Here is a 15,198-nt window from a genome sequence, read left to right on the forward strand (position 1 = left end):
GATTTTCTTTTCAAAGCTATTGGATTCGGCTCTCTCCATCTTAATACTCCATTTCTAAAGTAATCCTACTGCTATTTTACAGGATTTCTTCCAATTAGACAAGCTAAAAAGAAGCCGTAAGCTTAACGTGCTTACAGCTTCTCCTAGTATAATACAGTTCACTTTTCGAGTATAAAAACAAAACCGAACCCATCGCCAACCGGCACATGGTTCGGTTTTGTTTGTTGTGGTGGAGCATAGCGGGCTCGAACCGCTGACCTCCACACTGCCAGTGTGGCGCTCTCCCAGCTGAGCTAATGCCCCATTTTTTATTTACTTTCCTTGAAACAGCTTTTAAAGTATAGCATACCTTTTTTTATTTTGCAAGGGAAAAATCAAAATTCAGTATTATTATTTAAAATAGCATCCATATAATGACTATTTTATCAAATTTGTTATGTGATCTGTCTCATAATCCTTGATAGATTACACCATACTAAACTGTAAGATATTGACATTTCCATTCGCCTTTTCTATTTAGTTTTTAATACTAATATATTTGATTTTACTCTTTAGATCTACTGGACAATTTGCCCTATCTATACTATAATATAAATATTTTAACATGATACCCTGAAAGGAACGCACAGCATGAATTATCAAATTATTTCCGATGGTTCTTGTGACCTCGCCCCCGAAACCGCAGCAGCACACAATATTAAGATTGTCCCTTTTTATGTCGCCTTTGAAGAAGAGCCCTACCAGAAGGAAATTGAGGAAATTGCCGTAAGAGATTTTTATCAAAAAATGGTGGATCATCCCCACAGCTTTCCAAAGTCCTCCCTGCCGAATGTTACAGACTATTTAGCAGCTTTTAGACCTTATGTAGAGCAGAATATTCCCATTATATGCCTCTGCATTACCGCTAAGTTCAGCGGCTCCTACGCCGCTGCCTGCAATGCCAAAGAGCTTTTACTTGGCGATTATGAAAACGCAAAAATAACTGTTATAGATACCACTGTAAACACCGTACTTCAGGGAATCCTTGTCCTGGAAGCCGCAAAAATGCAGAAGGCCGGTATGAGTTATGAGGAAACCATTCACAGCATTGAGGAAATACGTTCCAGCGGGCGCATCTTTTTTACCATAGGAAGTATGGATTACCTTGTACACGGCGGCCGTGTAGGAAAGCTCGTTGGCGTTGTGGGGAAAAGTCTCGGCATTCGCCCCTTGATTACCCTGAAGGAAGGCGAGATTTTCCCTTCCGGCATTGCTCTAAGCCGGAACAAATCTAAGGACAAGGTCATTGAAATGGTTAAAAAGCATTTTGTAAAACATGCGTTAAACCCTGACGCTTATACAGTTGTCGTCGGGTACGGCTATGATTATGAGGAAGCGGCCGCCTTTAGAGACCGCCTGCTGGCCTCTCTCCAGGAGTATTCTCATATCAAGACCCTGGAGCTTTATCAAATCGGTGCGACCATTGGCGTTCATACAGGCCCTTACCCACTGGGGGTCGGTATTCTGAAAAAGGTATGCTGATTCGCTCAGCGTTTACGTTTTATTATTCCCATGCCTTGCAAATAAGCCGGACTTATGCTATAGTAAGCTTGTAAATGGACTTTTTCTGCGCTGTAAGATTTTCTTTCAGCAAAGAACTCCCTTTTAAACTGACGCTGCATGATTTGATAAGGCGGAAGGCATAAGTGTTTTTCATGGTCTTTGTAGACGTCTATGCCTTTTTAGTAAGGATAGGCGTTTTTTTGTTGCAGGTGAGGAGGCTTGATTTTGGAGACACGCGTAGCGGTTATCGGTATCATTGTTGAAAAGGAAGAAGCTGTAGCAAGGCTAAATTCCGTCTTACACGAATACAGCTCCTACATTATTGGGCGTATGGGCGTCCCCTACCGGGTTCGAGGCATCAACATTATCAGCGTTGCCGTTGATGCACCGCATGACATCATCAGCGCTCTGTCCGGAAAAATCGGCCGGATTGACGGCGTCAGCGCCAAGGCTGCTTATTCTAAAATAGTTGGAGAAGATCATGTGTAAGCTTCACAAAATTCTTGAAACGCTGTCACAGGGAAGCATTCCCAGCGAAAACGACATCGGCTTTCTGTTAAACTGTAAAGAGGATGAGCTTCAACCCTTGTTCCTTCTGGCTCGCGAGGTCCAGCACTCCGTATATGGGCGCGATGTCTACATTCGCGGCTTAATCGAGTTTACAAATTATTGTAAAAACGACTGCTATTACTGCGGCATCCGGCGCGGAAACCGCCATGCTGAACGGTACCGCCTGACAAAAGAGGATATTTTGGATTGCTGCGAGGAGGGCTACCGGCTTGGTTTTCGGACCTTTGTCCTTCAGGGCGGTGAAGACCCGTTCTGGACGGATGCCCTTTTGACCGGCTTGATTTCTGCAATAAAAAATCGATTTCCCGACTGTGCCGTTACACTTTCCGTGGGAGAAAAAAGCCGTGAAAGCTACCGGGCCTACTATGCTGCCGGCGCTGATCGCTTTCTTCTGCGGCATGAGACGGCAAACGGCGCCCATTACCGGCAGCTACATCCGCCGGAGCTCTCCGGCGAACAGCGAAAGCAATGCCTGTTTACCCTAAAGGAAATTGGCTTTCAGGTGGGCTGCGGGATGATGATCGGTTCGCCGGGACAAACCGCCGCCCATATTCGGGAGGATCTTCTTTTTATGAAGGAGCTGGAGCCGCACATGATTGGCATCGGCCCTTTTATTCCTCACCAGGAAACGCCCTTTGCCCACCAGCCGCCCGGCACACTGTCCCAAACGCTTGCTCTGCTTAGTGTCCTGCGCATTTTGTTCCCCCACATACTTTTACCGGCGACTACCGCCTTGGCCACAATTTGTGACGGCGGCCGCGAACGCGGTATTTTAGCAGGCGCTAACGTAGTAATGCCCAACCTCTCCCCCTTGTCCGTCCGCAAAAAATACCTTTTATATGACCATAAGGCGGGAACCGGCGCTGAAGCAGCCGAGGGGCTGCGTGAGCTAAAAAAGAGAATGTCAGCCATCGGTTATCAAATTGTGGTAAGCCGCGGCGACTATAAGGCCGCTTCAGCTCTGTAATCAATCATCTAAGGGGTAAGCCTATGCTCACCCACAAGAAAGAAAGGAAGCAATGCCATGTACGACCCTAAATCTCTAAAAGCGGAGGAATTTATCAACCATGAAGAAATCATGGACACCCTCTCCTATGCAGAAGCCAACAAAAACAATGCCGCACTCATTGACAGCCTTATTGAAAAAGCCCGGCTCAGAAAAGGCCTGACTCACCGTGAAGCCTCCGTTTTACTCGCCTGTGATATGGAAGATAAGATTCTGGAAATCTATGACCTTGCAGAGCAAATTAAAAAGGATTTTTACGGCAACCGTATAGTCATGTTCGCACCGCTGTATCTTTCCAATTACTGTGTAAACGGCTGTGTATACTGCCCTTATCACCATCAAAACGGCCATATACCACGAAAAAAGCTTACACAGGAGGATATTGTCCGCGAGGTGACCGCCTTGCAGGATATGGGCCATAAACGCCTGGCGATCGAGGCCGGTGAGGATCCTGTCAACAACCCCATCGAGTATATTTTGGAATGCATCAAAACCATCTACAGCATCAAACATAAAAACGGCGCCATCCGCCGTGTCAATGTCAATATAGCGGCTACCACCGTTGAGAACTACCATAAGCTCAAGGAGGCCGGAATCGGCACTTACATCCTTTTCCAGGAGACCTACCACAAGGAAAGCTATGAAAGGCTTCACCCCACCGGTCCCAAACACAATTATGCCTATCACACTGAAGCTATGGACCGTGCCATGGAAGGCGGAATTGATGATGTTGGCCTTGGCGTTTTGTTTGGCCTGGAGCTGTATAAATATGAGTTTGCGGGACTGCTGATGCATGCCGAGCATCTGGAGGCTGTTCACGGTGTTGGCCCGCACACCATTAGTGTCCCGCGCATTAAGCACGCGGACGATATTGACCCCAGTGCCTTTGATAACGGCATTAGCGATGACATTTTTGCCAAAATATGCGCACTAATTCGGATTTCCGTTCCCTATACCGGAATGATTATTTCTACCCGTGAGAGTAAGGCCGTCCGCGAAAAAGTCATCCGTCTGGGCGTTTCACAGATCAGCGGCGCCTCTCGCACCAGCGTGGGCGGCTACTGCGAACCCGAACCGGAGGACGAAAGCTCCGAGCAATTCGACGTCAGCGATAAACGCACGCTGGACGAGGTAGTGCGCTGGCTGATGGAGATGGGATATATTCCCAGCTTCTGTACCGCCTGCTATCGTGAGGGACGGACGGGCGACCGGTTTATGAGCCTGTGTAAAAGCGGTCAAATTCAAAATTGCTGCCATCCGAATGCCTTAATGACACTCAAGGAGTTCTTAATGGACTACGCCTCTCCTGCAACGCGCGCAATTGGCGAGAAAATGATTGCCCAGGAACTGAATAATATCCCCAAGGAAAAGGTCCGTGAAATTGCCCGCGCACACTTAGCTGAAATTGAAAACGGACAGCGCGATTTCCGTTTTTAAGGAGGCTCTGCTATGGGCATGAACGATACGCCTTCCGCCAACCGCACACACATTGGCTTTTTTGGCAGACGTAATGCGGGAAAATCCAGTCTTGTCAATTCCGTTACCGGGCAGTCTCTCTCCATTGTTTCCGCCCAAAAGGGAACCACCACCGACCCGGTCTATAAATCTATGGAGCTGTTGCCGTTGGGCCCTGTTACCATTATTGACACGCCGGGCTTTGACGACATTGGCGCCCTTGGGCAGCTCCGTATAGAAAAAACAAAGCAGGTCCTTCGCAAAACCGATGTCGCCGTTCTGGTCATTGACGCCGTTACAGGGCTTTGCGAAGCGGATCGGGAGCTCCTTCGGCTCTTTCAAGAGCGAGGCCTCCCCTGCTTGACCGTCTACAATAAAAGCGACCTCTTACCAGCCCTACCAGCCGCCGGCACGGATACGCTCTACGTCAGCGCTCAGACTAAAACCAACATCCACCAGCTCAAGGAGCGAATTGCTGCACTGGCAAAAAACGAAGAAGACCCCCACCGCCTTGTCGCGGACCTACTGCACCCTGGCGATTTTGTTGTCCTAGTTATTCCCATCGATAAAGCGGCGCCTAAAGGCCGGCTGATTCTTCCACAGCAGCAGGCTATCCGTGATATTCTGGACGCAGAGGCAACAGCCATCGTCACAAAGGAGAGTGAATTGGGCTCTACGCTGAAAGCGCTTGGCCGAAAACCAAATTTGGTGATTACAGACAGCCAGGTTTTTGCCAAGGCAGCCGCCGAAACACCGCCGGATATTCCGCTTACCTCTTTTTCGATTCTAATGGCTCGGTATAAGGGGTTTCTTGCTGCCGCCGTTAAAGGGGCGGCATGTTTAAAGCGCCTTCAGGAGGGCGACCGGATTCTAATCTCCGAGGGCTGCACCCACCACCGCCAATGCGGTGATATTGGTACGGTCAAACTGCCTGCGCTGTTGAAAAAATATACGGGTAAAACATTGGCATTTTCATTTACTTCCGGTCAAGAATATCCGGAGGATCTTCGCCCCTACCGCCTGGTCATCCACTGTGGGGGCTGTATGCTGAACGGCAAGGAAATGAGTTACCGCATGAAGCAGACGCTGAGCCAACAAGTACCCTTTACAAATTATGGTACCGCCATTGCGCAAATGACCGGGATATTAGAAAGAAGCCTTCAGCTTTTTCCCGATATGCTGCGGGAAATTAGAGCTTGATAAACCTTTAAAGAAAATAAGAAGCCTTTGAAGCTGCACTCTCTGCAAGAATTAGCGTTTCCTGTCACATACGAGTAAAGCATGATTGAAAGAGCCGCCGTCCGGTAAAATACCGGGCAGCGGCTCTTTTCACTAATTATAAAAGAGAATTGCAAAAGTCCAGTAGATCCTGGTACACCTCGTCGCGGTTGACCTCAGTCACCAAAGCATGGCGCACCTCAGGATATAGCACCAAGCGAACCTGGTGCCCTGTTTTCTTCAGCTTTTCTGCCACCCACCTGACGCCCTTGCCAAAATTGCCGACCGGATCCTTTTGACCGGCAAGCAAGAATATATTGAGCTCTTTGGGAACACGTTCAAACCATTCCGGCGCAGAAATTTCCGCTTGCAGGTCAAGAATGTCACGGTAGGCTGAGACGGTCAAATCAAAGCCGCACAGCGGGTCCTCCGTATAACGTTTTGCTTCCCCGAGGTCACTTGTAACCCAGTCATTCGGCGTTTGGACCGGGGCAAAATAATGGTTAAAGCGCTCTGTAGAAAGCTTTGCAAAAAGCGGATCATGCGCTTTTTTTCCAAGCCTTCGAATTTTCCCCTCGGCTACCGCACGCTCAACCGATAAAACCGCTTTCCCGGGATTGCCGCAGGTCCCCATAAACACCGCCCCTGCCAGCTCATTTCCATATTTTGCACAGTAAGAACGAGCCAAAAAGGAACCCATGCTATGCCCCATTAAAATCAAAGGCTTTTCCGAGTACTCCTCTTGCAATAGATGGGAAAGCTTATGCATATCTTCAACCAGATTGCGGCAGCCTCCCTCACCGAAATACCCATATGAACCGCCGCTTGAAACCGATTTTCCGTGGCCGAGATGGTCGTTGACCGCTACAGCAAAGCCCTGCTCAGCCATATACCTCGCAAAGTTAACGTAAACCAAGCTGTGCTCGGCCATTCCATGGGCAATTTGCAAAATCCCACGAATTTGAAAGCGATCCGCGGGCTCTACAATTCTTACAAAGATCCGTTCGTTTTCGACGCAGGATTCAAAGGAAATTTCCCGGTGCAAAACATCCATATGAAATCCTCCTTGTATTTGATAATTCTATTATATCTCCGCCAAAAGAAGAGCCTCTAAAAAAATTGTAAACATTTTGTGATCCCGCTGTGTGCCTCTATAAAATATGGCTGTGCCGTTACGCGCTGAACATACAGATGCGCAGCACAACAAAATAATGAAAGACGGTACCTGCCAGACAAAACAGATGCCAAACAGAATGCATATAAGGGACCTTCCGCCCCAAGCCATAGATGACTGCTCCAACCGTATAAAGAACACCGCCTACTACCAGCAGAACAATAGACGTCTGATCCATGCTGTCAATCAGGGGTTTGATAAAAATAATCACACACCAGCCCAGTGCAATATAGCACACCATAGAAAAAACCTTAAAGCGGTGCATATCCACAGCGGTCAATACTGTTCCCAATATCCCGACGCCCCACACGATTGAAACCAAAACCCAACCAACCGTGCCGCCAATGCACAGAAGAGAGATGGGGGTATAGGTCCCTGCGATTAGGAAAAATATTGTACAATGATCCAAAACCTGAAAAACCTTCTTAGCCCGGTTGACCCCCAGCGAGTGGTAGAGCGTAGACACCATATATAAAAGAAACATCGAAGCACCGAAAAGACAAACCGAAATAATCGCCAGCGGTGTTTTCGGGGAATAGATGAGTAAAACAACCAATCCTGCAATTGCCAGCGCAACCCCCAGGCCATGCGTGACAGCGTTTGTGATCTCCTCCGCCAAGCTGTATTTCGGCAAGGCCAGGTGGATTCTCTTTTGTGCGCGCGCTTCCCTTTTATCCATAATTTTATCCATGAGCTACTCCTTTGATCATCAAAAATATATGATGTAATTTTAATAACTACATTATATAATAATATTAATATTATGATTTGTCAAGGAGCAACCCCCTCCAAATTAAAATCTGGAATATACTCCTTTTTGGAGGATGAACGCTCCTGGACAAAACCGTCTAGGCCCAACTCAAATAGGCGCTGCTGCACCTTCTCATACTCCCGTTGTGTAATACGCCGGTTGAGTTCCGGGTAATCAGGCGCCTTGCCGCAGGGAACATATTGTGCCATCAGGCTGATTAAGGCCCGCTCCCCCATATTCTCTGCCAGCCATTCCAACACCATAAGCGAATTTCTGGTATGCCCCGGCAGAATCAGGTGCCGCACCATTGTGCCGCTGCGCAACATTCCATCCGATCCAAAAACAGGCTTCCCTGTTTGTTCCGCCATCTCCAGCAGTGCGGCCTTTGCCACCAAGGCATAATCTTCAGCCCCAGAATAAGCAAGAGACAGTTGACTCTCTGCATATTTAAAATCAGGCAAGTAAATATCAACGAGCCCTCTCAGTGCGCGAACAGTCTCCACCCGCTCATAGCCGCTGGTATTGTAAACAACGGGAATTTTAGCCGCTGGCTTCCAGATTCGCAATGCCTCTATGACTGCCGCCGCGAAATGGGTAGGGTTTACCAGGTTGATATTATGAGCGCCCTGATCTGCCAAGCGCTGGAAGGTACCGGCAAGCTCCTGCGGCGTAAGGGACTTTCCTACATTTCTTTCCGTGCTGATCTCATAATTCTGGCAATAAACACACTTCAAGGAGCAGCCGGTAAAAAACACCGCGCCGGATCCACGTGTTCCGCTGATGCAGGGCTCCTCCCAAAAATGCAAGGCAGCACGGGCCAATACAGCGTTAGCCCCCATGCCGCAATAGCCGCTCCCTTCCCCGGCACTTCTAAAAACGCCGCATTGGCGCGGGCAAAGAAGACAATTTTTAATCTCCATAGCGCAGTCCTTCCCGTTTATTCCGGTAACAGCTGCATCAGCGCAGCCATGCCTCCACGTACCCCTTTTGTGGCCCGGTGCGACCATAGCCAGCTATGATTACAGCAGCTGCAAAGCCCGCCAACCGTGATATGCTGTGCCAAAATCCCCGCTCCCTGCAAAATGCGCCGGTTAGCCTCCCAAAGATCTACTTGATACTTCCCGGGCCTTCCCGCCTTAACAAATGCGTTTGGTTCAAAGGTCTGTAAGGCCATAAACGCTTCTGCGACATCGCGGTCTACCTCGAAGCAGCAGGGACCGATGGAGGGGCCGATTCCCACCAGGATATCCGCGGGGTCGGAGGAAAATTCCTTCTGCATGCTTTGTACAGTAATCGCTCCGATTTGGGCGGCTGTCCCACGCCAGCCGGCATGCGCCAAACCAATGGCCCGTTTTTTCTATCCAGAAAAAACAACGGGGTGCAATCCGCATAATGCGTAAGCAGCGTTACTCCAGGTTCATCAGTGATAAGCCCGTCTACACTCTGCCGGTCTGCCGGAAAACGAACGCCGATGCCACATTCACGCCTGCCTACCCTACGGATCTGGGTATGGTGATCCTGCGCGGAGGAAACCAACGAGCAATAATCAACCCCTACCGCGTCACACAGCAGGTGAAGATTGCGATTCACATGCGCATCGCTGTCTCCCCGCCCACGGCTGAGATTCATTGTATTAAACGGGGCTGGGCTAACGCCGCCAACACGGGTGGAAAAAGCATGCCGCACGAAGTGTACTCTGTCAAACGCCGGAAAGGTCAAATACCCCACACCGTTCCTTTCCCGGTAACACATGCTGCCCCGATGCTCCTGCTCCATATAAGATTCCCTCTCAATCCTCTTCCGGGCTTTCTTTTGGCTGAATTGGCAGAATCGATTTTTTCACCAGAAGCCCTTCATATTTCAATTTAAACTGTACGCGCCCGTAAAAATTCATATGACAATGCCGGCAAACAAACAAGGAGCGGTAGCTCTTATTTTTCAACTGCCAATTGGTTAGCCGTCGGGCCCGGCGCCCGCACTGGGGACAGTTAAACAACATATCGCCGGGTTGAATCAATGGATTATTCAGGTCGCACAAAATAGTAGTCTTGAACATCATGCGGCGATAAAACTCATCATCCGCCTCTTTTACAAAGCGCTGAACCCTCTCCGGGTCATAGAGCTTTTGGAAACAGCGCAAGGACAGCAGACTGTCTCCCAGAGCGCGATGGTGGTTAAAACCCGCGCCGTCTATCCCCAGCAGGCTCGCGGCGGTAGTCAGCCCCATTTGCTTGGCGGCGTCGTACTCCATGCACTGCTGGCAATAATCCTGTAAGTCCATATACTGCCGTAAAAAGGGAATATGATTGCTGCCGTAAAAATAGCGGCAGTTCTCAATTAAGGTCAGAACATCTGAGGTGCCCCATGTCAGCAGCAACGCGTCGCCCATCCACTTTTTAAATTGGCTCGTCACCTGCATAAATTGAAGGCCCTTTTCCAATTCCTCATTGGTGATGCTGGTAAGGGTTTTAATTTTACCGCTTATCTTCTTGCCAACCTGAGGCCGCACCAGCGCCTCAAAGGTGTCAATAATATTTAGGGTTCCGTCCACCTTGACGGCTCCAAATTCAATAATTTCATTGATAAAACCCTTTAAGCGTTTGCTGTAGGTTCCATTCCATTCCAAATCTAAAATTACATACTGCATCGCGGCTGTACCTCACCTGCCTTTCTGAAAATAAAACCGGTTCCAATAAAAACAGGCAGCACGCTGCAGCTATTTTGCCACAGCCGCCGCCGTTGGTGCTGAGTCTTATTTGTTTTTGCTTGCCTTCTTCATCCGCAGTTCCTTGCTCAATACGGTCTTGCGCATACGAATATTTTTAGGTGTAACCTCAACCAGCTCATCGTTTTTAATAAATTCCAGTGACTGCTCCAGGCTCAAAATAGTGGGTGGTGTCAGCCGCAGCGCCTCATCCGCACTGGATGAGCGCGTATTGGTTACATGCTTTTTTTTGCACACGTTCACCGTAATGTCGTCGGACTTCGGACTAACGCCGACAATCATGCCTTCATAGACCTCTACGCCGGGCCCGATAAAAAGACGGCCGCGGTCCTGTGCGTACCAAAGGCCATAGCCGGTGGATTCCCCGGTTTCATGTGCAATCAATGAGCCCTGCGCGCGCTCCTGAATATCTCCCTTGTACGGCTCGTAACCGTCAAAGACATTATTCATAATCCCGTTGCCATTAGTATCTGTTAAAAATTCCTGCCGGTAGCCCATCAGGCCACGCGCTGGAATTTTGAACTCCAGATGCGTCATGCCTGTGTCCCTTGTGCCCATATTGACGATTTCTGCCTTACGACTGCCCAACTTTTCCATAACGGCGCCGACATAACTGTCCGGTACCTCTATCATCAGCAGCTCAATGGGTTCATATTTCTTACCGTTGACCTCTTTATAAATCACCTGTGGAGCAGAAACCTGAAATTCAAAATCCTGCCGGCGCATCTGTTCAATCAATATCGACAGGTGCAGCTCCCCGCGGCCTGAAACCTTGAAGGTGTCCGGGGAATCCGTCTCTTCCACACGCATGGCTACATTGGTCTCAACTTCCTTGAACAGTCTTTCCCGAAGATTACGGCTGGTCACAAATTTACCCTCCCGGCCGGCAAAAGGGCTGTTGTTCACCATGAACATCATGGACACGGTGGGCTCATCGATCTGAACAAAGGGAAGCGGTTCAACACACTCCGGCGCACAGGCGGTTTCGCCGATATTTAAGTCTGCAATACCGGAGACCGCAACGATGTCGCCCAGCCTGGCCTCCTCAACCTCTACCCGGTGCAGGCCCTCAAACTGGTAGAGCTTGGTGATTTTGACATTTTTGGTTGTCCCATCCCGGTGGCACAGCACAACATTCTGTCCATTATGGACCTCACCGCGTTCGACGCGGCCAATTCCAATGCGGCCTACATAATCGTCATAGTCAATATTGGAAAACAACACCTGTGCCGGCCCTGTAAGATCCCCTTTGGGCGCGGGAATTTCCCGAAGGATCGCATCCAGCAGCGGCTTCATGTCTGTTCCTTCCTCGCCGGGGTCAACCGTGGCATAGCCGCCCTTCCCCGAGGCGTAAACTACCGGGAACTCAAGCTGGTCCTCATCCGCTCCCAGTTCAATAAACAGGTCCAGCACTTCATCTACAACCTCCGCAGGGCGTGCCCCTGGACGATCCACCTTATTAATGACGACCAACGGCTTTTTACCAAGCCCCAGCGCCTTCTTCAATACAAAACGGGTCTGCGGCATGCACCCCTCAAAGGCATCCACCAGCAGCAAAACGCCGTCCACCATCATTAAAATACGTTCGACCTCTCCGCCAAAATCGGCATGGCCGGGGGTATCAACGATATTAACCTTAACATCATTATACATGACTGCGGTATTTTTTGACAAAATGGTGATGCCTCGTTCACGTTCCAGGTCATTGGAGTCCATCACACGTTCAGCGACCGCCTCGTTAGCGCGAAAAATTCCGCTCTGGCGCAGCAATTGGTCAACCAGTGTTGTTTTACCATGGTCGACATGCGCAATAATCGCTATATTTCTTACATCCGTTCTCTGATCCATCTAATTACTACCTCTTCTCTGAAATTCACAAACAAAAATAGTATATCACATTTCAACAAAGAAGTGAACTGTTTTTTGTCTAAATTTCAAGCAGAATCTCTATCAAACACTGTGAAATATTGCTCCTTCAGTCTGCATTTTCTTCCTTAAGTTCCTGTTTGCTCCCTTTGTTTTGCATACGCTCCGAAGTAAAGAACAAGGAAACTAATACGCCGGCTGCGAGCATAAGCAGGGCCACCCAGCCCTCTGCTACAGAAAGTGTAAAGCCGGCCTTCATGAAAATCGGGATTGCAGACCCGCCAACCAGACCCAAAATGGCAAAATAAGTAAATTGTGGAAAACGGCGGAGGCAAAAGTCCACTAATTTGGCGCCGAACAAAAGCCCGGCCAATACCCCAATTCCAACCGGCAATAACACTAGGATGTTTAAATTTTTCACAGCGTTGACCACCGTCTCATAGGTGCCAAAAATAACCATGATCATAGAACCGCTGATTCCGGGCAGAATCATGCAAACCGCCGCGAGCACCCCGACCAAGCAGAGGCGGACCGCCAGCAAAAGGTCAAGCTGTTCAATTGCTCCGGTAGACGCTCCCGATTGTGACGACACTACAGCCAGCAGCACCATAACGCCAAACATTGCCACAAACCCCACCAGGCTTACACCTTTAAACGGCGTTTCCAGTGCCCTGCGGAGCAGCATGGGGATAATCCCGATTACAAGGCCCAAAAAGAAAAAGTTGACCGCCATGGGAAAATGCTCCAGCAAAAACGAAATAACAAAACTAAAAGCAAAAATACCAATTCCCATGCCGAGCACAAGAGGCGCCAAGAAAAGCAGGTTCTTTTTTAGGTTCTTTGTTAAGCGGCTGATGGAACCAATCAGCTTATCGTAAATATTAAGCAGCACCGCCAAGGTGCCACCGCTGACGCCGGGGATAATTTCAGCGATGCCAATCACTACGCCGCAGAGGATTGTTACTGCAAATTCCATCATTCAATCTCCTTTACTTTGCTACCGCATGCAGGGTTTGAAACATTATTTTGATATCTTTCCAGAAAGACAGCCGCGCCACATATTCCAAATTAAGCCGCGTCTTTTCCGGCAGGATCTGCTCCACATAGATCTGCTCCGGGTCACCGCCTGAATTCAAGATTTTGTCCTCATCCTTAAAGACAATGCTCGAGGGCGCCGTGACCCCTGGACGAACCAGCAGGGTTGCCATCCCCTCCGGCGAATACGCTTCCACATACCTGCGGACTTCAGGCCTCGGGCCGACGAAGCTCATGCTGCCCCCCAGTACGTTCAGCAGCTGAGAAACCTCGTCCAGACGGCACTTGCGAATCAGCCGCCCCACCCGTGTGATTCTTGGATCCTCATTCAGCGTAATAGCCAGGCCTTTTTTGTCGGCATCCTGCACCATTGTACGGAATTTAAAAATTTTGAAATCCTTATTATAACGTCCTACGCGGATCTGACGGTAAAATACGGGCCCCTTTGAGTCGAGCTTGATCGCAATTGCCAGCACCAGCATAACCGGCGACAAAATCAATAAAATTAAAAATGAAACCACGATATCGAATAAGCGTTTAAAAAACAAACTACATTTTTTATGCGATAAAAGGCCGGCATATTCTTTCACTTTTTCATTTTGCATCGAACCTGGCATATTTTGAAGCTTCATACTTCCTCCAAAGACGGCGTTATTAGAGTAGGCCTGCTTTTTTCACCGATATACGCTCTTCATACCCTTGAATTAAAATCAGGCATACATTCCCATTTTGGTTTATTATATCACATAAGCCCTTTCTTAACAATTTTTTTCTAATAAGGCCACAGGAATATTTACTTATTCGTTAAAAAGATGCTATACTAAATAACATAAATTGTAATAAACAGCGGGAGGGCTTGATTATGTATTATTTAGGAATTGATCTCGGCGGTACCAATATTGCGGCAGGGGTAGTAGATGAATCCTGCAAAATCATTGCACGGGCAGAACGGAAAACAGTCGTTCCATGTAAACCGGAAGGCCTGGTTGACGACTTGGCCGCCACTGCATTGGAGGCCCTATCCTCTGCCGGACTCACACTCAAAAATATTCCCTGGGTGGGCATCGGCTGCCCCGGCACGGTTAACCGTGACACCGGCGTTGTCGAATTTTCCAACAATTTGTATCTACACCATTTTCATCTTAAGGAATTATTAGAGAAAAAGCTTGGCGCTGAGGTTGTGATTGAAAACGATGCCAATGCGGCGGCCTACGGCGAATACCACGCTGGCGCCCTCAAGGGAGCCAAAAACGGTATTGCTATCACATTGGGAACGGGAGTTGGCGGCGGCATTATCATTGACGGAAAAATTTACTCTGGTTCTAACTTTGCCGGCGGTGAGCTTGGGCATACGGTTATTGTTCACAATGGGCGCCCCTGCAACTGCGGTCGAAAAGGCTGTTGGGAGGCTTACGCCTCTGCTACCGGGTTAATCGTTTCCACCAAAGAGCACATGCTGGAGCAGCCCGGCGACAAGACAAGCCCGCTCTGGGCACTCTCTAACGGCGATATCAACCAGGTAACCGGCCGAACAGCCTTTGATGCCATGCGTGCCGGGGACCCATTGGCAAAGGAAATCGTTGACAGCTACATTGCCCAGCTGGTTTGCGGCCTTGCAAACTGCATCAATATTTTTCAGCCGGATATTCTATGCATCGGCGGCGGTATCAGCAATGAACGCGATAATCTTTTAAACCCTGTCCGCGCTCTGCTAAAAACACAGGTCTACAGCATTCATTCAACCAAACAAACGCAGATTTGCCGGGCGGCTCTGGGCAATGATGCGGGTATTATCGGCGCCGCGCTGCTTGGGAAATAGCTCTATCCCCAATTCATAAGATCGTGAGGATATTTTA

Annotated in this window: 13 protein-coding genes, 1 tRNA gene and 1 pseudogene; 6 read left to right on the top strand and 9 right to left on the bottom strand. The window is 48.9% G+C overall.

Annotated features, from left to right (window positions below; translation table 11 throughout):
• Positions 1 to 227: 227 nt before the first annotated feature.
• Positions 228 to 303 (bottom strand) — tRNA-Ala (locus DPQ25_RS13245).
• 327 nt (positions 304 to 630) lie between these two features.
• Between DPQ25_RS13245 and DPQ25_RS13250 the strand changes: the two genes are divergently transcribed.
• The 5 genes from DPQ25_RS13250 (at position 631) to hydF (ending at position 5,773) form a co-directional block, all read left to right on the top strand.
• A complete protein-coding gene (locus DPQ25_RS13250) occupies positions 631 to 1,521 on the top strand; it encodes a DegV family protein (protein ID WP_112333653.1) in 891 nt (296 codons plus the stop codon).
• A 246-nt stretch (positions 1,522 to 1,767) separates the two neighbouring features.
• Positions 1,768 to 2,031 carry a TM1266 family iron-only hydrogenase system putative regulator gene (locus DPQ25_RS13255; protein ID WP_112333654.1) on the top strand — a complete coding sequence of 88 codons (264 nt, stop codon included), beginning with the start codon at positions 1,768 to 1,770 and terminating at the stop codon, positions 2,029 to 2,031.
• Positions 2,024 to 3,079, top strand: coding sequence for a [FeFe] hydrogenase H-cluster radical SAM maturase HydE (hydE, locus tag DPQ25_RS13260; RefSeq protein WP_112333655.1), 1,056 nt, complete (start codon positions 2,024 to 2,026; stop codon positions 3,077 to 3,079). The genes DPQ25_RS13255 and hydE overlap by 8 nt, the downstream gene beginning before the upstream one ends.
• A gap of 57 nt (positions 3,080 to 3,136) precedes the next feature.
• On the top strand, positions 3,137 to 4,555 hold the full coding sequence (gene hydG / locus DPQ25_RS13265; RefSeq protein ID WP_112333656.1) for a [FeFe] hydrogenase H-cluster radical SAM maturase HydG: 1,419 nt from the start codon (positions 3,137 to 3,139) through the stop codon (positions 4,553 to 4,555).
• 12 nt (positions 4,556 to 4,567) lie between these two features.
• Complete coding sequence (gene hydF, locus DPQ25_RS13270) at positions 4,568 to 5,773, top strand: [FeFe] hydrogenase H-cluster maturation GTPase HydF (RefSeq protein ID WP_112333657.1); 1,206 nt, start codon at positions 4,568 to 4,570, stop codon at positions 5,771 to 5,773.
• Positions 5,774 to 5,909: 136 nt separating this feature from the next.
• On the opposite strand, the gene DPQ25_RS13275 is transcribed toward hydF, so the two are convergent.
• The 8 genes and pseudogenes from DPQ25_RS13275 to DPQ25_RS13310 form a co-directional block, all read right to left on the bottom strand.
• The gene (locus DPQ25_RS13275) at positions 5,910 to 6,845 is read right to left on the bottom strand and encodes an alpha/beta fold hydrolase (protein ID WP_112333658.1); all 936 of its coding nucleotides are present in this window, start codon (positions 6,843 to 6,845) and stop codon (positions 5,910 to 5,912) included.
• A 118-nt stretch (positions 6,846 to 6,963) separates the two neighbouring features.
• Positions 6,964 to 7,656, bottom strand: a complete 693-nt coding sequence (gene trhA / locus DPQ25_RS13280) for a PAQR family membrane homeostasis protein TrhA (RefSeq protein ID WP_112333659.1) — start codon at positions 7,654 to 7,656, stop codon at positions 6,964 to 6,966.
• Positions 7,657 to 7,736: 80 nt separating this feature from the next.
• Positions 7,737 to 8,636, bottom strand: a complete 900-nt coding sequence (locus DPQ25_RS13285; protein ID WP_112333660.1) for a radical SAM protein — start codon at positions 8,634 to 8,636, stop codon at positions 7,737 to 7,739.
• Between the two features lie 17 nt (positions 8,637 to 8,653).
• Positions 8,654 to 9,492: pseudogene (gene pgeF / locus DPQ25_RS15370) on the bottom strand (peptidoglycan editing factor PgeF).
• Between the two features lie 13 nt (positions 9,493 to 9,505).
• Entirely contained in the window at positions 9,506 to 10,363 is an 858-nt protein-coding gene (locus DPQ25_RS13295) for a 3'-5' exonuclease (protein WP_112333661.1), read from the bottom strand.
• 105 nt (positions 10,364 to 10,468) lie between these two features.
• On the bottom strand, positions 10,469 to 12,289 hold the full coding sequence (typA, locus tag DPQ25_RS13300) for a translational GTPase TypA (protein WP_112333662.1): 1,821 nt from the start codon (positions 12,287 to 12,289) through the stop codon (positions 10,469 to 10,471).
• A 127-nt stretch (positions 12,290 to 12,416) separates the two neighbouring features.
• Positions 12,417 to 13,283, bottom strand: coding sequence for a DUF368 domain-containing protein (locus tag DPQ25_RS13305; protein WP_177577109.1), 867 nt, complete (start codon positions 13,281 to 13,283; stop codon positions 12,417 to 12,419).
• A 13-nt stretch (positions 13,284 to 13,296) separates the two neighbouring features.
• A complete protein-coding gene (locus tag DPQ25_RS13310) occupies positions 13,297 to 13,974 on the bottom strand; it encodes a sugar transferase (protein WP_242978374.1) in 678 nt (225 codons plus the stop codon).
• Between the two features lie 230 nt (positions 13,975 to 14,204).
• Between DPQ25_RS13310 and DPQ25_RS13315 the strand changes: the two genes are divergently transcribed.
• A complete protein-coding gene (locus DPQ25_RS13315; RefSeq protein WP_177577111.1) occupies positions 14,205 to 15,161 on the top strand; it encodes an ROK family protein in 957 nt (318 codons plus the stop codon).
• The last annotated feature ends 37 nt before the right edge of the window (positions 15,162 to 15,198 follow it).

It is taken from the genome of Hydrogeniiclostridium mannosilyticum, assembly GCF_003268275.1.
Lineage (GTDB): Bacteria > Bacillota > Clostridia > Oscillospirales > Acutalibacteraceae > Hydrogeniiclostridium > Hydrogeniiclostridium mannosilyticum.